Source organism: Pseudomonas viridiflava (genome assembly GCF_900184295.1).
Lineage (GTDB): Bacteria > Pseudomonadota > Gammaproteobacteria > Pseudomonadales > Pseudomonadaceae > Aquipseudomonas > Aquipseudomonas viridiflava.
The window spans coordinates 3246697-3266770 of sequence record NZ_LT855380.1 but is presented as its reverse complement, the minus strand read 5'-3'; the positions used below and the strand labels follow the sequence as shown (position 1 = coordinate 3266770).

Below are 20074 nucleotides of genomic sequence, written 5' to 3'. Positions count from 1 at the left end.
CTATACCTCTATCAGTGTCTTGATTATTTTGTAAGAAGCTTTGCGAAGTTGCACGACTTGCTCTTTTGGCATTGGCAGCGGTTCATTGCCGTGCCCTCGCTTGGTAATGACCGCTGTCATATCGTCCACAAACGACGGTGCTGTCCCTGCAATTGATTTCAATATGTCTTCGTCAGCCATCAGCAGAAGGGCGATCACGCAGGCCCCCAGCGACTGTCCGACGCCTTGCAAGGTTTGCCGCACCGCCGCAGGCCTCACCGTGCGCAGACCTTCAGGCAATTTGCTACAGAGGCCGGCATTGACAGCTCTGGTTTCGGCGACCGCGATAAGTTGCGCATCGTCGGCCTCAGGGGGTAACCAATAGATCAGCGACACCTCGAAGACGGACTGCAAAGCTGCATACAGATCGCGAACGAATGCGAGTGCATCGTCCACGTCCTTGAAAGACAGAAAGGCGCGCTCGACATGAACGAGCCGGTCTTGCAGGTTGGCCCCGAAGCGGTTGAATGTCTTGTAGCCGAACTCGCTCTGCAGGCTGGCGCGGGCATCCAGCAACGAGTCTGCGCGAAAATCGCTGTCTGTGTCGGAAGGAGAGGTGGACGCGAGAGTCTGTGAAAACTTGATCTGCACAAGCAGTGTCTCGATGATTTCACGCATCAACGTTGCGTCCGACAGTTCCATCTCCGGGGCGTCAGCCTTGCCTTTGCCGTGGCCCTTTTCATCGCGCTGCTTTTTGATGTGAAGAAGCTGGTTTATGAGCTCTGGTTGCTGTTTCGCGAGGCGCCGCAAGGGATTGGACTCATCGTCTTCTGCTTGCAGGACGGCGATGGCGAGGAGGGTCTCCAGTTCCGCCTTGCCATTCTGAAAATCGATGAGTTTGCCTTCTCTTATGGGTCTGAAGCCCGATCGCGGCGCAGTCAGGCCGATCTTGGTCGCGGCCTGCGCGAGCAAGGCGCAATGCTCTTTAGGCTCTGTGAACTTGAGCCCTTCCAACTCACTTTCATAGGGAGATTTGATGCATGCGTAAAACAGGGCCCATTCCAGGGCCGAGTAGATCTGAGCGATAGAGTGAAAGGGGGCATTGGGCCGCAGGCGCAGACTGTGAAGAAGTTTTGGAAAGCGCAGCCAATTGTCTTCGGTCTCGAATGCCTCCTTCGGCTTTTCGTCCTGGTTGTGCGCCTTCGGGTTGCTCAGTGAGGCTTTCCAGTTTTTCAACCAGTTGGCCTGCGCTTCATCTTGTTCAAGCAGATGTTCGAATGCCCGTTCAAGGATCAATGAGAAACCATTGCCGAACGGGTCGGCGATACGGAATTCACCATCGCTTTTCTGGATTGCAATCGGACAGTGGAGGAAATGCCGTTCTGCTTTATCGATGATCATGATCTTCTGAATCGGCGGAATATTTTCCTCCCGTCCCGAAGCCGCCGATCTTCTCTGTATCAAGCGTACTAAGCTGATGATATCGCGCTGAGTGGGAGGGCTATGCGTGTGGGCGTCATTCATTGGGATGCGCCTATAGCGCTTGTTCTCTTCCTGTTTCTGCAATGGATTGTTGTCGTCCAACCAGTGCATGAATGGCAGCATCTGTCCGGTGACGAGCTCGCGAAACACCAGCGCGGTGGCAAAAACCGGCACTTGCTCATCGTCGTTCGCACCGACATCTTCCTTTTCGACAATAACATTGAATGGATCAATCAGTGCCTTGTCCTGCAAGCGCAGAAGGATGCTTTCGATCAGGTCGAGTGGAATGCGGGTTTCCTCCGCCAGTGCCTGAGCGTCCATCGCACCGGATACCGCGAGGAGCTTGAGAATGAGTTGTTCGAAGGCGTTGAGGCGCTCGCCATCTGCAACGGGTTTTGGCAGGGTCACGCGATAAGTGTTCACTGGCCACATCAGATCGCGTTGCCCGCCAATGGCAGCACCGAACGGCTTTGGTGTGCCGTAGTCCAGGAGTTTCAACATTGCAGAATGACTCCCTGTTCCTGGCAGAGACGATGGAAATCCACCAGTCCCGGGATATGCTCGGCGGCCAGTTTTCCGTGCAGCAGACCTGAGTCGCCGACCACCACCAGCAGTTTTTTCTGGCGGCTCATCGAGACATTGAGGCGGTTATAGAGGCAGAGGTGGCCGAACAGGGACCGTGCCTGCTTCTCTTGACTCTCTAGAGAGGTTTTCCAATCTTGTGGCAAGGTCCTCACGGTCGACAGAAACACGACATCGAATTCCATGCCCTGGAACGAGTCCACCGTGCCGATACGGAGCCTCTTCTCGTTTTCCGCAAACGCACCGAGTTGCCCCCTGATGAGTTCGGACTGCGCCTTATAGAACGAGATCACCCCGAACGACAGATCCTTGCCAGCGTCGCAATCCATCCACGCCCTTAACTGGCGTGAGATGACAGTGGCTTCGGCCGGACGTATCCAACTGGTGTCGCGGCGCAGATGCATCCCTTTTTCCGCGGGCACCTCCAGCCAGACCGCGGGTTTGCCGTCGGTGTCTGGAAGGGCATGGACGAAATCGCTGGCAGGCCGCCCGGATTTGAATTTCTCGGATGGATCGAAATGCTCATAGAAGTTACGGCTGATGAAATCGCCGAGGGTCGGGTGCATGCGATATTGTTTGTCGAGCGTGACCCGCCGCGGGATCTTGTCGTTGTCCTCCAGTGTCTTCAGGCGTTCTGAGAACAGGTACTGGAACATCGACTTCTTGAGCCATTCGGATTCTGACGGTCCTGTTTCGCCGGTTTCCATCTGACCGGCCACTTCTTCGTCGATGATGTGGGGCAATTGGCGGTGGTCGCCGACGAGAATGATGCGCTTGCCCTGTGCCATCGGCACCATGAGGTCGCGCGGCGAGACTCGTGCGGCCTCGTCGACGATCACATACTCGTATTCCAGTCTCTGTTGGTTGTCGTTTTCATCATCGCCCCTGATGCCTTTCTGTTTTTGCATGTTCCCACTCACGCTCTGCTGGCAGGTGGCCGCGAACGCGAAACTGTAATCGGACACTGCCTCCAGCATGCTGTAAGGGTTGCTGTCGAGTTCAGCGAGGAATTCGGCCAACGCGGCAGACCGCTTGTCCCTGGCAGTATGTCCCACGGACTTGATACGTTTGATGGCCAACTCTGCCAGCGCAACGACGGCGTCATTGCGTTTTTCTACGCGGAAGACGGGAGGAGTGGTGAAGCGGACGAGCAGTGTTTTCTTCAGGTTTGCCAGCGCCTCGAGAAATGGCGGCGGTCCATCTTCGCTGCGCCACAGGCTGGCGTTGTCCAGTAAATCGTGATCCGCCTGATCAAGCATGTCGCGCAAGTCGTCCAATGCGTCAGCGGCTCGATCCGGTCCATCGTCTGCGAAACTCTCGAAACGGCAGCGAATACGGCGCACGACATCCAGCCATTGACCGGAACTGTCATTCAGCTGTTCTTCCTGGCGCATCCTATTCAGGAGATTCACGGCTTGACGTGCACCGTTTTCGCCGAGAACCCGAATGCCTAGCGAAGCAATTTTTTCGGCAAGGTCTGCACCCAATGCACGCGTAGGCGTCTGGATATAGTGTAGGCACAGAAGCTTGATTTCCGTTTCCTGCTCGATTTCGGCAATTTGCGGATTTCGCTCGCGCAGTTCAGTTGCAAGCTTTGCGCACCATTCGTCCATCCTCTTTTCGAAGATGCTTAATTCTTCCAGCGGTGTATTGGAGCGCGTGCCGAACTTGGGAACGGGAAGACCATTAAGCGACATTCGCTCGATCATGTTTTCGACCGCGTCATGCTGAAAACCGGTCAGCAGCACTTGGCCTTTTACACTCGCGCCGCGTTTGTCGGCCATCTCGTTCAGCCGTTCGAGGATCGCGGCGATGACGGTGGTCTTGCCGGTCCCGGGTGGCCCTTGAATCAGCGCAATGTCGGGTGTTTCCAATGCGCAACTAATTGCCTCCAGTTGTTTCGGGGTGGGGTTTTCCTTGAACACCTTGCGGCGAACAAATGACGTCAGCGGTGCGATTGACGGTGGCTTGCGGGCCGGTGCGATTTTCCCTTTTTCCTCTACCAGCAACCCGAGTTGCGGGTTGGCTGCGCGGCCCTCACTGATCGAGTGCCGGGCGGATAACCTTCGCTTGATCTGGGTGATTTCTCCCGCCAGCGAGAGGATGAAACGGCCCGACGGCGCTGGCAAGGTTTCAGTCTTGAGCGTCAGTATTTTCGATTCCTTGTCGAAAGCGATCACCTTGAAATGGGTGTTTGTTTTTTTCCGCTCTTCTTGCTGAAGAAGCTTTTCTTTTTCTACGGCTCGCTCTATGCCGCTCGCGAAATCCTTGAAGCGCAGTGATGCGTCTTCCAGGTAATCCGGGAGTTGTTCGATCAATTTGACTTCGGGCACAAGGCCCTGCTCCAAGGCTTTCAAAGCAGTCTCGCTGGCTTGGGAAATGCGAACAGAGACCGTTCCGTCGCGTTTCTCGGCCATGTCGGAGAACTGCAAGGCGCCGACTGTCCGTGCTCGCTTGAGCAGCAATTCGCCTTCGAGATCGCCGAATTCGTCCCATTTTTTCAGATAGCTGACATCGTCCTGCGTCAGTTCGGTTAACTGCGCCTTGGCGAAAGCGCTGATCTGACCGGTCTGTGACCAATCAGTAAAGCGCAGCGTGCCTTTGACCAGGCGCAGTGCGCGATCCGTCCTGCCTCGGGACTTGGTCATGCGCGTGGTCAAGAATATCGATTTACCCTCCGGCAGCGAGGTTTGTGTCGCAACAAAGCGAATGCCATCGCCAGTAACACAGAAGGAATTGCTGCGGGTCGGCTGTTTGTCCTGGCTGAGGGCTGCGTGGCCAATCGCGATATCGTCCTCATCTGCGGTTTCCGGGTCTTGCTCCAAGTGAGCGTCACTGTCGCTGCTCGTCTTGTTCACGGCAGGCTCCGGCTTCAACGCTTCATCAATTGCGGGGCCAGCGATCAAGAAAAAGAATGAGCTGCCGTCTTGTCGGAAGCAGCAATGCTCATCAAGCAGTCTGTAAAGACGTTCACCTTTGGTTTGACCCTTGCGCCCGGTGATTTCGTTGATCTTGGTTTCCACATATTCGTCCACCCCGATGTCGACTTCACCCATCTCCAGGCACCCACCTGAGAAGAATGCGATTTGCAACTCCATGCTGCCATCAGCGGCAGGATTGACCAATCGCGCCAGCATTGCGCGTCCGCTGGCGAGTTCCGCATTGAGGCGACGGGTGTCGATGGCCGCGACGGTCCGCACGCAGAGGAGTGAGTCTTTGAGACGCAGATCGAAATCGTCGGGACGCGCCGCACTGGTCTCAATCGAAAGGACTGCGCGACCCTGCAAGCCTTCCACCGCGCTGTCAGGCTGCTTGACGCGGATCGTAAGGATCTCGGCCGGAATGTCGTCGAACTTCATTTCTCTGCTCCTGCGAATTTGAAAACCAGGGTGTCGGGAAAGGTTTTCGTCCCTCGCACGGGGTGTGCAGTCTTGTCGTCGAAGTCGAGAACGGCCTCGTACGCTTGCGCGTTGTTATGCTCGAATGAAAATGGGTGAAACAAACGGTGCGGCAAGGAAAACTCTTTTGCGTCGGCCGGGATCACGATTTCCCCACGTGGCGTTATGGCGCGGGCAAAGGGCGGTCGGGGGGCACGGCAAAAAGGACATTGCGTATGGTTATCGGCAAAGTAACTCATGGTGCAGGCATGGCATTGCAGCGAAAGGTCGAAGGCTTTCTTCAATTCCAGCGCCCAGAACGCAATCGTCGGACGGCGATGCGGCTGATTTCTCCCGGCGCCGAAGGTTTCGTGGAAAAGCCGCCGCAGCCCAGCCGTCGCGACCAGTTCGCGGGGCAAACCGGTATCACCCTCGTTCGAATCGTCGTCCTCGTCATCGATAAAAGGGAAATACCCGGCATAGGCCTGGTCCTGCAGATCGGCAGGGCGCTCGTCTGTCGTCGGCTCGGCGTCCCAACCGCTGTCGTCATCCTCGGGCTCCAGCACTTTCTTGCCGATGAATGGATGGCAGAGTGCGAGTGTCTTGAATGCCATCACGGCAAATGCCCAGCAGTCCGATCGCGGGCGCGAAGCATCGGTTGCCCGAACAACTTCCGGAGCACCATAACCCGGCGTATAGACGGAAGTGCCTTCACCAGGCATTTCCAGACGCATATTGTCGGCATCAATAAGCCAGACATCGCTTGCGTGCTCGGCAATGAACGCATTGTCCGCGGAGATGTCGCCGTACACCAATCCCGCGCTGTGCAAACGGGCGAGGATCGATGCACATTCCGCCAACGCAAACAGGCGGCGCCGGGTTGAGCCTGTGTTGGCGTAATGCCACAGACGCAATGCCAACTCCCGATCAGGAACGGCTGCCAGCCACCGAGGAAGTGCGGGATTCTGAGATTCGAGCGCTTTTTTCGCATCGCCGTCTAGATCGAAAAAATTGAAGGGTTTCATACCGTTCAATAGCTGCATTACATAGCCAGGCTCATCTCGCAGAATGGCCAGAGGCAGAGAAACAGGAATGCGCGACGGAATTGGCAACAGACGGATGTTCTGGAAGCGACGGCGCAGGTCGGCTTTTGTGTCCGGCTCACCCGAGGTGTCGAGTGGTTGCTTGATCGCCAGATCAGCATCTCGCGTACGGTACACGACGCCCTGGCCACCTCTGGCAAGTTCTTCAGTGAGGTAATGCTGATTGCCGTAGTCATCGCAGAGTGGTTTTGTGTGAGCGGTTCGTGCGGGCTTATCCATGGCTGATCTCCTCACAGCAGAGGCAGGCGATAGTCTTGTCGTCGTTGTGCTTTGGTGTTGGCCAGTTTTCGAGCATCTCTTGCAAACGCTGGTTGGCAGTCATCGTGGCGAGAGAACGATGTGCCTCCATTACGCCGGTCACGAAGCCGTCGACATCGTCCAGGTCGTCTGCGACACCGTCGGTGCAGAGCAAGATGCCCAGGCAGTCTTGTTCTGGCAGCGATGTAATCTGCCAGTCCCTCCCGGAGTCGATCGATGACAGTGCGGCCGTGATGTTTGAAAAGCTCTGTGACTTGTCCTCGCTAAGCGCCAACATCGAGCCGTCGAACCTGACGGCGGCGAGCAAGCCATCGCCCAGCATTCCCAAGTGGATGACGCCATTTCCAAGCCGGAATGCGAACAGGCAGGTGGCTGCACAATCGCGGGGTTCAAGCGGCGCAATAAGTGATAACCAGTTGGACTGGATACATTGCGACAGGAATCGAGGGGTTATTTCGCTTTGTCCACGGCAGGCGTGTGCCGCGCGTTCCACTGCAACACAGGCAGCCGCGCTGCCAACATTGGACAACGGCTTGGAGCCGAGCCCGTCGCAAACAACGATGCCATCCCCCCAGTTATGATGGAACGATGCCCAGGCATCCTGGTTGGGAGTCCGCGAGGCTATATGTGCCGGGCCTCGAACGCTTGCACCAAAACTTTTCCAGAGCATCATGCTGAACAGTCTTCCAGCCAGCCGTCGAGCGCGGCGAAGAGCTCGTCAGTCACAAACACATAGGGGCCTTTGAGTCGTGGATTCGCATCTGCGCCTGTTTTGATAATGCGTAGCGTGTCCGGCGGCAGGCTCGCGGACCATTGCTTCAGTAGTTTCGTATCGGCGTGAGACCAGAACCCATCGGAAAGCAGCAGGATTTTCCCTTCAGGTTGCGTTCCGAGCAACTGAATCAGGGCTGCAACGCTAGACGTCCCGCGGCAAGCAAGCAGTTGCGCCGGATACTCCTGATTCTCGGACCAATCGGGGAAGTAAGCTTCGCCGGCCCAGGCACACAATCTGATTGGTGTGCGGCCATAACCCAAGCGTACCCACTGCGCAATCGTCATGACGGTTGTTCGCATGATGAATGGCTTTGCCAGATCAGCCATGCTGCCGGAGATGTCACACACCATAAAGAGCGTCATACAGACGCTCTTATCGATTTGGTACGTTGCGCGATCGCGGTCATCAGCGCGTCGAGTTGCGCTGAAAAGGTGTCTCCGCACCAGGGCGTCAAGCGTGCATCGTCGATCTTTTTGCGCACCGACTCCGACTGGGGAGCAAAACAGCAGGCAATGATTCCACGCCCCTCGACGCCACCGTAGTAGCGAACCAGGTTCTGCAATTTCATCACTTGTTCCTGGCTTACGTAGCCCGCCTTGCATTCCACTATGTAGAGCGAGCGACCGTCTGTGAACGTGACATCGAGTTCATTATGTGGAACGTTACCATTGAATGAATTGGCACTTGCCCGATTCAATTGCAGCGTCAGATTGATGCGCAGGTCCTTGATGATCCCGCGGTCTTCGTAAGGTTTGCAGCGCAGATAGACGTATTCCTCGAACCAACCGCCCGACAGGTATTTCGCAAAGTCGGCCCAGTCGTTGAAACGCAGATCCAGTCCGTTGCCCACGACGGAGGCGACGTTGCCTTTGGCAAAGCTGAAAACGAATCCACTGCTTTCGATAACGAAGGGCGTGAGCGGCGCATTTCTTTGCTGCTCTTTTTCGTGTTGGCTGCTGAAGCTGCACAATTTTTTGTAGTCTTTTGAGAGCTTGCGACGGTGCTTCCAGAGCATTTCGGTCAGGCGGCGGCGGTCTGACGATAGTTCCTGTAACGGCGCCACGGAGGACAGTTTCAGTCCGTCGGCATTGAGCAGCAAAAATGTTTCGACCGAGTCAATCGGTCTGATGGTTTCGCGGCGAAGGCTGTCGACATACGTCACGCGCTGGTTGCGACTGTCAAAGTAGAACGGGATGCCCCCCAGCGCACGGGCTGCGGAGAGCGCCCCGGCGAACATCAGTTTCGTTCCGCCCGTCAGGTTGACGCCGATGCGCGCGCCTGCCGGCAAAGTCCTCGCATGACCGATGATTTTTTCCTGGACGTCGTGGGCATCCCAGGGATCGACGGCCAGTTCGTCAAAGTTTGCGTCGTGAATGAATGCCCGCATGCAGGCCGCTGGAAAGTCCTTCGAGTTGACGAAAACATGCCGGCTCGATGCAAACTGGCGGATGCCGAGCAAAGAGGGCATGCGTTGCTCGCCAAAAAGGTGAAAAGTCACATCGAAACCGTCATGGGCGTTGCGTGCCGCACTCTGGCTGACACCATGCCGTTCAAGCCACTCCGCAGGCAAGCTGATGGCTTCGGGTGGTTTGCCAATGACAGACGAAACGATCAGGCGCTTTTTAAGGGTTGGATGTGCGAGTGCCGTCAATGCCCAGATGAAGGCCATCACCGGTGTGCCCGGGCTCAAATAGAGGGTGACCAGTTTGTCTCCGGCTGTCTTCGCAACAGAATCCAAGGCACGCATGGCGCAAGCGTAGATGCCCTCGCTATCGTTGAGTTCGCGCAGCTTCTCGCTCTTGAGGGAGATGTCTGTACGCTTGCCGAGAGCTTGCAGCTTATCTTTCAGCCAGCGGGCATAGTGTTCATGTGCCGCAGGAGTGTTGGCAAAAGTTGACACAAACTCGCTGGTGACGCTGTATTCATGTTGTTGGTTAGAGTCGTGGATCAACACCAGCTTTTCTGCCAGATCGCCCTGACTCCCGGCGTGCTTGTCGGTTTCGTCATCCGTCCGTGTATAGCAAAGGATAACGACTTCACAGTAGTCCTCCGCCTCGAGGGCTCCGGCGATCGGACCGATGGTGTTCTCGAACCCCAGTGAGGCGCGGAAATCCGTGAGGCCATACCAGGTAAGCAGGAATTTCTTCATAGGGAACTCTTCTGAACGTAGGGCCGGAACCATGAAGTCTCATTGGTCATTCTGTTCATCAGAACGGCGCGATTGGATTTTTCGATACCTTTGAACTTGCCAATGCCTCCACTGGCCAGCAGTGATCCGGCGTCGTCTTCGTTCATGCAATATGCTACGCGCAGCTCAAAAAAGGCGAAGAGATCCTTACAAAGGGCAGCGCAGCGTTGCCATCGCTCCACGAAGGCGAAAACGAACACGCCTTTGCGCGGTCCATCTTCGGCAATGCGCTTGAGGAGATCGCCAGGAGAGGGCGGTTCGCCTGCTTTCGCCGGTTTGTACGAGGCGGATGGATACAGTTGTTTCTCGGAATCAAGGCCATCGATGATCAACGCGACACGGCGAGTGCCGATACCGTCCGCTATTGCTTGCAGCGGTAACTCAGCGACGTTGTCGAACACTCTCAAGCGTGTGCCGAGTGCCCGCGAGGCATCGAGGAAACCGCCGTCGGAAGTGACGCCACGGCCGTTGAAATAAATGACCTCATCGAAACTGTCGAGCGCAGCCAGGCTGGAAAGGGTGGTGGTGAGCAAGCCGTCATGGATAGGGTCGTTGTAGCCACTGAACAGCACATTGAATGCCGAGCGGTGGACAAGTGGGACCGTCAGTTTGTCGGCATCAAATGTCAGCCGCTCCCCCAGAAGCAGCACCTCTTGTTTTGCGCAGGCCGACTGATAGTCGATCGCGACTGGCGGCTCGGGCATGTGGGAGCCACTGAACACTTTCGTTTTGCCCGACATGCCCCGCGCTGTCGCGTAATCCGCCAGCCTTCTGATGTGTGTTCGGCAGAAGCTGCTTTCTGCCAGTGGAATCGAAAACTTCAAATTGCCGGACTTGGCACCGTTGGCATTATTGATGATTCCCTCTGGTGGGCTACGCAACTCGGTTGCCGCCCAGTTGTTCGCACCGAGGATCATTGCGGAGTCTTCCTGGCCACAGGCCAGTGCTATGCGACAGCCCAGTTGGGTAATGATGCTTCCCAGCGACAGGGCATTGATGCCTTTAAGGGTCTGCGTCGCGAGAAGAATATGAATGCCGAATGAGCGACCCTGCTTCAACAATTGCGAGAGCCGGTGCTCTGCTGACTCCGCGACCGGGCGATTACCTGCAAAGAGAACCTGAAATTCGTCTATGACCAGAAGAATTCGCGGCAACGGAGCCTTGGTGGCTTCGCGATATTCGACGAAGTCGCGGACTTTTACAGTCTTGAACATGGATGCCCGCTTTTCCAGTTCGCCCACGAGGTGTTGGAGCACCGTCACTCCGTATTCGGGATCGCTCTCCGTAGCGACCAGCCGGGCATGGGGAAGCGGCGGGTCCGCGTAGATGTTGAACTCTGTTGATTCCTTGTAATCCAGCAGGTAAAGATCAACTTCTGCCGGTGAGTATCTTTCACATAGAGTGTGGATCAGCACATGCAGCAGGTTGGATTTTCCGGACCCGGTTTTACCGGCGAGCAGTGCATGGTGCTCGGAGGTTGTTGCACCGAGGATCAGAGGCGTGGGACCTCCGGCGCTGGTCCAGCCGATGGGGATGTCGAAGCCGCCGCAGGTCGTCGCACCTTTGGCAAAATCCGTCCAGAGATCAGGCATCGATTTGCTTAACCGCGCTTTCGCGGCATACAGATCGGCGAGCGCAGAGAAATAGCTGCCCAGCGAGTCTTGCCGAGGCCATTGCTCGGGCTGGTACGTCAATGAAAGTCCGCAATGCTCGCTGTTCCCGGCGTTGAACAGTGTGTCGAATGCTGTGGTACAAGCGTTTATCGTCGCCCGAAATTTCTCGTAGCGCGGGTCTTGAAGGCGTGCGCCGTGAATCGCGATGATGGGCAAGACCCCGCAACGCGGACCGTTCTCGCAAATCCGCTGGAGGAACCACAGGCTCTTGTCCGAGAGCTGTTCCGGCACGTTGAACAACACCAGCACCATGTAAGGAAGGGGGGTGTCGGCGTTGTTTGCGTTATGTTCCGACCAGTTGGACGACAGGTCATTGAAGCGATGTTGAATCAGTTGCTCGACTTCATCCTGCACTTTGCCAAGCGCGGCCTCGATTTCGTCCGAGCGTGTGAGCACTCGTTGTTCCGGTACCAATTGTTCGACTTTGAGCAGAGACAAAAACGGCTCGAGCGATTGCCCGAGGCGCAGCGGGTCGACGAGTGTTAACTCCAGTTGTCCTGGTGGCAAAGCCGAGAGCAATCGCAAGAGCAACAGATGTGCCCATTTCTTGTGTGCCGAGTTGTCTTCCGATAGGGCGAGGGCATGGACGAGCGGGAAGGGAAGGACGTGCGGGACAAAGCAGGCGAGGTCCTCAAATCCTACTCGATACGCGCCGAGAGAAATGCTTGTGGGTATTTCTGTTGCCACCGACGGAGCAGTCGGCGCCAAGTCTGCTAACGCGGGCTGTTGTCGGCGAAGTCGTACATTCGAATGTACGGCTTCGGCCGCAATAGTTTCCCATTCGCGGATGAACGCTGATCGCCAGCTCGATTTGCGTTGATCCCGGCTGGCGTCCTCTTGCTTTCTTTCGGCCATGAGACGGTGCACCGTCTCTTCAGCCAAGGGGGTAAGGTGTTGTGCCATGTCTTTTTGCAGATCGAGGATAGCCCGATCTTTCTTCAGCGCGGCGGCATCGAATTCGCGATTGATGCGCGCCAGTCCTTCGCGGTAATCTGCGAGGGCTTCGGTGATCCTGGTCATGGTGTGGTCGGGGGTGTTCAGGGAACCGTTCATGTCTCTGGTCCCTCTGATTTCGCCTGGAGAATTTGCGCTTCTTCCAGGATGCCATCGATGATCAGCACCTGCCGTTGGTAGCCCTCGCTGAAACTGCGCAGTGAATCGATATCCTTGAGTATCGGGGTCAGCACCTCGGCGACAATAGAGCTGGCAAATGCATCCGTAGCTCCTTCGGTGAACCTGCCAGTGCAAACCTTCATCAGCCCCATGACATCGTCAAACATTTGCGTCTCCCATCTCATCATCCATGGGCAACTCCAGAACCTGAGCATCCACGGCGATTGTCGGAAACAGCGATACACATACCGCGCCCGGCAATAGATAACTGGATTTGATCCGGGGATTGCCTTTCCAGATCCCATTCAGGAACGCTCGCCAATCCTCTTCGGACAAGTCGATCGATTGGCAATCGGCTGTCAATGCCAGGAGTTGCGCCGTGGCCGCGTCAATGTCATCCATGTGGCCGTTGTTGACCGCATGTTTAAGCAGGTCAACGGCATCCCGGACCGGCGTGAGGATGTCGGGGTCAACAATGGCAAATCGTACTTTCATGGCCGTTCCTCCTCGCTTTGGCGAATGAAATCCAGGCAGGACTGATCTATGTCGTTTTTCCTCGGCAGCATCCCCACCATCGGCGAACCGGCCTGCCGCAAGGCGTCGCGAAGCTCTTTCTGCTTCTGCGGTGAGAGGTCCTGGACGTCTCGCGAGCAAAGCGTGCATTGCGCATCCGCCTGCTTGTGGCCCTCGGCTTGAAAAACCATGTGGTCCTTCTGCGCATACAGGTACTGCGCCTTGCCGCATTTCACTTCGAATGCCATCGAACCGCCCACCGGCGCGCCCATACCCTCGCCACGCCCCAGAATCACCGGCACTCGCAAGTCCGTTATCAGCAGGTCGGTTTTGGTGTATCGCCCGTTGTCGCCAACGAACGTCCGGCCTTGCGTTTCGATCCGTCCTCCCAGTGGAGCAAGTGCGTGTCGAACGATTTGCTCGCCGAACTCGCCACACAGGTGTATCCGTGCCCGACGTGCGACGATGTTGCGCTCTACGTCGCCATTGGCGGTGACCCACTGGCCGCGATACTTGTCAATCAGCCTGCGGTAATCAGGATTACGCTGGTAGAGATATTCCTGCAGCAAGTGTCGGTGCTCTGCCGACAAGTTCATCCGGTCTCGCAGTACATCCGGCGTGATAGGGCCACCGTGTTGCGTCGGGTCCCATTTCAGCCAGGCATGGAAGTCAGCAGCGCTGGTATTCGTCGCGAGGTAGGCATCCAGTGCCTGTTGCGCTGCCGCCAAACGAGCGATGCCGATATCGATGGCCTGCGTCACGGACAGGAGTCGTGCATTGCATTCCAGCAACGCCTGAGCCAACGCCTGGCTCGCCATCGCCAGAGCCTGCTTTGTCAGATCTACCCGTCGCTCCATGGCCTGACGGTTCTCTGTGGCCCGTTCGAAATCAGCCTGTGCCAACTCCAGCATGCTCTGGGCCTGGTCTGTATCCGCTTGCGCTTCGTCAACGCAAGCGTACTCCCACGAGCAGTCCGGGCCTGCCCCGTCGTCGTTGGCATCCGGCTGGGCAAGACAGGCCGCCAGCGAGGACTCGGCAGAACCGATCCACGATTGGCTGCTATCCAGGGCCTGCTGAGCGCTTTCAAGCGCCTGATGGGCCGCTTGCTCCTGCTGGATAGCACTTTCCAGCAGGTTTTCGCTGCACTGCGACTCGTTGCGAGTGTCTTCGCATTGGTGTTCCACCGCCGCAATTTGGGCGTGGCAGGAGAACTCCAGCGCCTCGCGTACTGACTGCAAATCGCGCATGAGGTCTTCCAGATTCTCCACTTTGCCGATTGAAACTTGTGCCATCGCGACCCCAACTCCCTAGCTCTGCAGATAGTCGCGCAGACGCGAAGCAAGTGCGGCCAGATACGGCACCTGTTCCGTTGCATGTGCACTGAACTGATGCAATTGCTGAACGAGCGACTGGTAATCCTCCTCGAACTGCAAGCGCTTCTCGTCTTGCCAACTATCACCAAGCGACGCGAATGCACCGTCCAGTGTGCCTACTGAGTCGTTGAGCGAGTCGATGAATTGTTGCAACGCATACGCGAATCGCTCCAGTTCGTCCGGGTCTCCGATTGCTTGTGCCATTACCAGTAGCCCCCATCGTCGTCTGAAGTGTTCTGTGGTTGTGGTTCCAGCGATGCCTGACGATCCTCGATCTCGCTCGCGGCCGGCAGGGTATTAGGCGTCTGCGACTTCGTACGAATCACCACCGACATGGTGACGAACTTGAATCTGTCCCGTAGCTGTTTGGCGTTCTCCGCATAGAAGAGATCGTTCTGCGTGCCTTCGATAAATTGGCCGAGTACCGCCTTGTCAGCGTCAACACCGATGGCAATCGCCATGCGATCGCATTTCGCGGAACGGCCATCGCTGACGAACCTGTTCAGCGGCTCCTTCCAGCCGCTGTCCGGCTGCCCATCGGAGACAAGCACAACGGTGGGACGGTAGGCACGTGATGGCACGACATCTTTGTCTTCGATCATCGCTTTCGCCATGTCGAGCGCTACGCCGAGCGGCGTGGTGCCACTGGCGGAAAGTGTTTGCCATTGGATATCGCCGGCACTGGCCAGGGATTGATGCAGATTGACTTGCGATCCGAAGGTGATGATCGAGACCCAGATTTCAGTCTCGCTGGATTCAGTGCCACGGAACGTATGCAGCATGTCGCGCACTGCATCATTCAGATTGCGGATCTTATCTCCGCTCATGCTGGCGCTGACATCGAGCAGAAGAATGACCGGGAGCGGCTTGGCCTTCGGCACCGTGAATTTCGACGGGTCGAATGGGGTGTTGCTCATGGCAAGACTCCTTGAGAATTATGAAATGGATGGGCATAGCATCCATGCCGATGCGTCCTACATCGCATGACGCCCGGTGAGATGAAAATGGTGCGCGTCACTGAGGGATGTCCACAGGGAATCCTCAGGCCTGATCCTGGATATCGCTATTGGCGAGTGGGTACGGAACTGGATGCGTTGAGGTGGGGATCAGGCGTGACAACGCGAACAGTCTGGGCAGAGTAATTTTCGCTTGGGACATGAGACTTCCTTGTTCTACATCTCAACTGACAAACATCAAGTTTGCGTCGATGCTACTCATTTTGCGGGCAATATGCCATCTACCTGTGGGGCATAAGACCAAAGTCTTTTGGCGTCTTTCGAAAGCGGCGTGTAAGCCTCAATGCCGGTGCTCGGCGTCTCGACTCAGGGGACCTCTGCGGACCGAGCACGGATGCCAGGTTGTCAGTATTGGCTGGCTGGCGCCCGTCCCAAAGGGGCCAGTGGAGGCTTAGGAGTATTTTTCGATGGCCTCATAGGCTATCCGGATCTGCGAAGAACATTTTGCCTTGGCTCTAACGTGGTGCTTTCAGTTCCTAAAAATTTTTCATTGCTCCCACTCGCATCGCAGGTCAAGAAAAAGCACGGCTGAAAGGCGCCCCGGTCCACTGCGTTCCGGTGGCTCAATCAAACGGTTCTGGTGAACATACCAGCAGTTTGTCATCGGCAAGCGGTTTGACTAGCGAGATAACCGGCCAGCACATCGATCATGTTCTGTTGATGTTGCGCAGCCTGCGCGTCACCCCATTGCTTGTGGGCGTAGATCAGCTTCATTTTCAGCGAGTCGACGCGTTCCCTGTTCCGGTTGTGGAAGTGCTGGCGCTTCTCGTTGAACGGCTTGTTGCCGTATTCGGAGTTGATGCCCCGCGAAACCAGAGCCAGGTTGCCGAAGGTGTCCAGTACCTGGTCCGAGACGGTATCGAGGTCGACGTCCTGTGCCGTCTGCGGCGAAATATGCTCGATCGAACTCTTCGCCGTCATCCTAAATTGGGCGCGCTGCTGGTTATTCAACTGTGCGGCATTGGTGCTCCAGAGGACGAACTCCAGCTTGTAGAACCAGTAATGCGCGAACTTCAGGCCCAAGGCTGCGCCCAAAACCATATCGGGGTCGAGTAACGGCAAGGTTGCCACGTCATCGTTGAGCAAGACATGGCTGCGTTCGATCAATGGCCGGCTGTCGCTAGTGCACAGTAAGTGGTTATCCAGGTGCTTGAGTTGCCGCAGGTAGCTGGCCCGGCCCGTTCGATTTGCACGTATGTACGCCAGCAGAGGAGTGAGCCAGTAGTGAGTAGTGATCTGCTGCGAGTGGTAGAGCATGCTTTGCAGCAGGGCGAATTCGTGATCGCTGCTTTCTTCCCGGAACAACGTCGTGTAGACCTTGCCCGAAGCGGCTGGACTTTGCCGCTTGTGCATGTTGTGGATGAGGTGGTGTTCATCGCCATCGACCTCCACCCATTTGATGACATGTTTGTCGAAGCAGTAGCGCACTTCCCACACCAGGGCGATGAACTTTCGGACCTTGGAGCCCGCGCAGGACGGCTTGAGGAAGTGTGTGTCGAACAGGGACAGCAGGTCCTTGTCGCTGATCCTGGGAATGTCCGCCTCACCCTGCTCGTGCAGCCATATGCGCAACGCGTGCTGTAGCAGCATCGAGAAGCTGATGATGCTGCGCACCTTGCGCGTGCCCTGGAATATTTCGAGGTGCTCGCCACCGAGCTTGGGGGGCGCAGCCGCCTTGCCGGCCAGGATCTCGCTCAGGGCCAGCGGGGGCGCGGCGCGGGTGGCGGAGAACTCATCGCGCATAGCTTGCAGAACGCGGGACGACCAGGCCAGTTGCTCGTCATCGCGCTTTGCATCTGCATTCGAGAACAGGTGGTGCACATCGAGCCGAGTGATCCGGTGGAGATTGCGCTCCACATAGTCGTCCATGTAGGCGCAAGCCTCCCACAGCGCGGCATGCCGCTCTCGCTCGGCGCTATTATCGATGTGCTGGAGCAACCTGGCTTTAAGAATCTCATGGTGCTGCAACTGCGCGCCTCGGTTGTTAACCACCTCGAACACCTTGTTGAGGTCCATCGTCGCCGGGAACTGGGTCATGACCACGGTCAAGCTGTTCAACACATATTCGCTGAACGCAGCCAGCTCGGCATTCTCATGCCTGTTCCTGAACTCCTCGATGATCCCAAGCGCGTTGTCGATCTTGTCATGTTCTACAGATGGTGCCTGGCCGGAGGCGCAGATGGCCCTGAACGCTTTGTCGATGTCCGGCCGGATGGGAAAACCCAGGCGCGGGCGAAGCCCGCCTTCGTGTTCGCCTGCGAGGAACGGCCTGAGGTTCTGGCCCAAGGTCAGCGCCAACAACCACAAGGTGGTGAAGCGTTGCTGGCCATCGATCAGGTCGTATTCGACGGTCGAGCCTTTCTGGTGCCGGGGCATCACGAGGATGCCGCCCAAGTAGACGATAGGGCGTCGCTCTTCATACGCGGCCCACAGGTCCTCCAGCAAGGTGCATACCTGTTCATCGCTCCAGACATATAGGCGCTGGAACACCGGGATCCGGAAGAACATGCCCTGCTCGGCGATCTGCCGCAACGTGATGGCGTGCGATTGTATAGTCATGCGCATTGCTCCTTGATCCAGGCCTCACGCCCGGCCAGCTTGCCTTCCTTGCCATAGAACGCCAACACCGCGGCCTTGTAGCGTCCGCGTACCGTCGAGTCTGTTTGGATTTCTTCGGCCGCATAGATGGCCGCGGCGCGTGGGTCGGACATCAGGAAACCGATGACTTCGTCCGGGGTATAGGCTTGGGCGATGACATCCAGCAGGTTCAGCGACGCGTCGCGCAGGTAGACGGTGACCGCTGCAGCGAAAATGTAGCTCTTTTCGATGCGGATGGCGCCGATGACAAAGTCCAGGCTGAGAGCGAAGCGCAGCAGGTCGCGGGTACCGAAACGATCGACAAACATCACCACCGCCAGGCAGAAGAGCTCGCGCAGATACGGCGACAGGCGTAGGGTCACCGCGCTGTAGAACTGCCGGAATGCCCGCTCCTGCGTCGAGATGCCGAAAAGCTGGTTGACCAGGGCGGCGTACTTTTCGACATACAGGAAGAAACCGAGCCCGCGCTGGATCGGCTGGCGCAGGGAAAAGGGCAGGGCAGCGATGTCGTCCGGCTCGGGCAAGGCGCCGCGGCTCAACCTGAGATTGCCCGCCCGGGAGACCAGCAACTGCGCCGAAGCATAGGCGAGCGGCGCGGGCGAGATGTCCAGCCGGTTCCCTTGGTCAGGGCGCAGGGTATTTGCCTGGAACTCATTGATCACGCCGTCCCGGGATTCTTCCTGAAGTGCCTTCTGACCACGCCAGCGCCGGCCGCGCCAGAGCAATTTGCCGAACAGCAACTCATCGAAGTCACCCGCGATACCTTGGCAGTGGTCATGTTTCTGCCAATGCTCCCAGCGCCCGGCGAACCGTGCCTGCAGTTTCTCCCAGTGCTCGCCCTCGATGGCTCGCAGGTGGAAAGCCTTGAGCAGGTCCGCGGCGCCTAGCGGCACGCCGCGGCTGTTTTGGTTATCGAAGAAGGTGAACGCCAGGTCTTCGTTAGGTACCGTTATCACGCTGAACATGATGCGCCGGAACAGGGCCTTGCAGTCATTCGCCAACCCCTCGGCTTCGATGATCCGCTGGGCCTGTTGGATATTGTTGACCGACTCCGGTGACCGGTAGGCAAAGTCGGCCCCGGTTGGCAGAGTGCCATGCAGCACATGGTAGAGAATGCACAGCGTTGTAAGGCGCTGCTGTCCGTCAATGACGAATTGCCTGTTCTTTGCGCGGTCCTGGTGAATGAGCAACGCACCCATGTAGTAGTCGAGTCCGTTCGCCATCTCCAACTTAAACTCGTGCAGGTCCATGAGCAACTGTTGAACCTTGTCCTTGCCCCAGACGTAGGGACGCTGGTAGGTGTCCAGTGCCAGTGGCATCCGTTGCGAGGCAAGTAGCGCCTCGAAATGGGTAACTCTGACCTTCACAGCTTTGTTCCTGATCATGGTTGGCGAGTCCTTGCGCTGGGCATCCCCTGAAAGGGCGGCCATCCTACCGCGAATGTTGAGTGATGGCCATCAGCCGCTATTTTAAGCATGCCTCACGAAGTCATTGCGATTCGAGAGCAGCGTGCGTCTATCGGAGGCCACGGACTTTCCAAGGCGCAGATTCGCACGCCGCGATACTCCCGGGTGGTGCCGGTGATGACTTCCTGACAGGTGGAGTTGAGTTTGTCCTGGCCTTGGGGTTGTTGGCGCTTGCATGGCGGCTGAGGACGCTGACTCCAGCAACGCGGTACAGCGGGATGTTGGTATCCAGGCCGGTCGAACTGTAGTGGTTGCGCTGGTTCAATTCCGACAGCGACTGGCTTTCGCCGAAGGTATAGCCGGCGACGAAGTCCAGGGTGGGCCTGGTCGGCTGAGACAGTCTTGAGTCGCCCGGGGATGTTGGGGGGCACGGAGTTCGAATCTCGTTTCTCGCTCCAAATATTGCCCTGCTGAGTTCCACTGATTTCTGTTGGCGATTGAAATCAGGACCTTCGGGTCCTTTTTTTGTTTTATGAGGACCGGCTAGAATCTCATCGCAAAGGGAACGACTTGCTGCTAACTTGCGTCAGGCTGTGTTCGTGGACTTTTCCGACATGCCCAACTATCGATACAAAGAG

At 57.0% G+C, this 20074-nt stretch carries 14 protein-coding genes and 1 pseudogene; all 15 read right to left on the bottom strand.

The window, feature by feature from the left end; genetic code table 11:
• Positions 1-1962 (bottom strand): hypothetical protein, encoded by a 1962-nt coding sequence (locus CFBP1590_RS14640; RefSeq protein ID WP_179302768.1) that lies wholly within the window; start codon positions 1960-1962, stop codon positions 1-3.
• Positions 1956-5402, bottom strand: a complete 3447-nt coding sequence (locus tag CFBP1590_RS14635; protein WP_088235363.1) for a DEAD/DEAH box helicase — start codon at positions 5400-5402, stop codon at positions 1956-1958. Before CFBP1590_RS14635 ends, CFBP1590_RS14640 begins: the two co-directional genes overlap by 7 nt.
• The gene (locus CFBP1590_RS14630; protein WP_088235362.1) at positions 5399-6742 is read right to left on the bottom strand and encodes a protein kinase domain-containing protein; all 1344 of its coding nucleotides are present in this window, start codon (positions 6740-6742) and stop codon (positions 5399-5401) included. Before CFBP1590_RS14630 ends, CFBP1590_RS14635 begins: the two co-directional genes overlap by 4 nt.
• Positions 6735-7454, bottom strand: a complete 720-nt coding sequence (locus CFBP1590_RS14625; RefSeq protein ID WP_088235361.1) for a PP2C family serine/threonine-protein phosphatase — start codon at positions 7452-7454, stop codon at positions 6735-6737. The genes CFBP1590_RS14630 and CFBP1590_RS14625 overlap by 8 nt, the downstream gene beginning before the upstream one ends.
• Positions 7451-7918 carry a hypothetical protein gene (locus CFBP1590_RS14620; protein ID WP_088235360.1) on the bottom strand — a complete coding sequence of 156 codons (468 nt, stop codon included), beginning with the start codon at positions 7916-7918 and terminating at the stop codon, positions 7451-7453. The genes CFBP1590_RS14625 and CFBP1590_RS14620 overlap by 4 nt, the downstream gene beginning before the upstream one ends.
• Positions 7915-9705 (bottom strand): Card1-like endonuclease domain-containing protein, encoded by a 1791-nt coding sequence (locus CFBP1590_RS14615; RefSeq protein WP_179302769.1) that lies wholly within the window; start codon positions 9703-9705, stop codon positions 7915-7917. The genes CFBP1590_RS14620 and CFBP1590_RS14615 overlap by 4 nt, the downstream gene beginning before the upstream one ends.
• Positions 9702-12470, bottom strand: coding sequence for an FtsK/SpoIIIE domain-containing protein (locus CFBP1590_RS14610; protein ID WP_088235358.1), 2769 nt, complete (start codon positions 12468-12470; stop codon positions 9702-9704). Before CFBP1590_RS14610 ends, CFBP1590_RS14615 begins: the two co-directional genes overlap by 4 nt.
• Positions 12467-12697 (bottom strand): hypothetical protein, encoded by a 231-nt coding sequence (locus CFBP1590_RS14605; RefSeq protein ID WP_088235357.1) that lies wholly within the window; start codon positions 12695-12697, stop codon positions 12467-12469. The genes CFBP1590_RS14610 and CFBP1590_RS14605 overlap by 4 nt, the downstream gene beginning before the upstream one ends.
• A complete protein-coding gene (locus CFBP1590_RS14600) occupies positions 12690-13025 on the bottom strand; it encodes a hypothetical protein (protein ID WP_088235356.1) in 336 nt (111 codons plus the stop codon). The genes CFBP1590_RS14605 and CFBP1590_RS14600 overlap by 8 nt, the downstream gene beginning before the upstream one ends.
• Entirely contained in the window at positions 13022-14335 is a 1314-nt protein-coding gene (locus CFBP1590_RS14595) for an HlyD family secretion protein (RefSeq protein WP_088235355.1), read from the bottom strand. The genes CFBP1590_RS14600 and CFBP1590_RS14595 overlap by 4 nt, the downstream gene beginning before the upstream one ends.
• Positions 14336-14350: 15 nt before the next feature.
• Complete coding sequence (locus CFBP1590_RS14590) at positions 14351-14620, bottom strand: WXG100 family type VII secretion target (RefSeq protein ID WP_088235354.1); 270 nt, start codon at positions 14618-14620, stop codon at positions 14351-14353.
• Positions 14620-15333 carry a vWA domain-containing protein gene (locus CFBP1590_RS14585; protein WP_088235353.1) on the bottom strand — a complete coding sequence of 238 codons (714 nt, stop codon included), beginning with the start codon at positions 15331-15333 and terminating at the stop codon, positions 14620-14622. Before CFBP1590_RS14585 ends, CFBP1590_RS14590 begins: the two co-directional genes overlap by 1 nt.
• 699 nt (positions 15334-16032) lie before the next feature.
• Positions 16033-17991: a DUF262 domain-containing protein gene (locus CFBP1590_RS14580; RefSeq protein WP_167383095.1), complete on the bottom strand. Its 1959-nt coding sequence runs from the start codon at positions 17989-17991 to the stop codon at positions 16033-16035.
• On the bottom strand, positions 17988-19415 hold the full coding sequence (locus CFBP1590_RS14575; RefSeq protein ID WP_167383094.1) for a DUF262 domain-containing protein: 1428 nt from the start codon (positions 19413-19415) through the stop codon (positions 17988-17990). Before CFBP1590_RS14575 ends, CFBP1590_RS14580 begins: the two co-directional genes overlap by 4 nt.
• Before the next feature lie 99 nt (positions 19416-19514).
• Positions 19515-19818 (bottom strand): annotated as a pseudogene (locus tag CFBP1590_RS28105) (TolC family outer membrane protein); the annotation flags it as partial.
• Between the last annotated feature and the right edge of the window lie 256 nt (positions 19819-20074).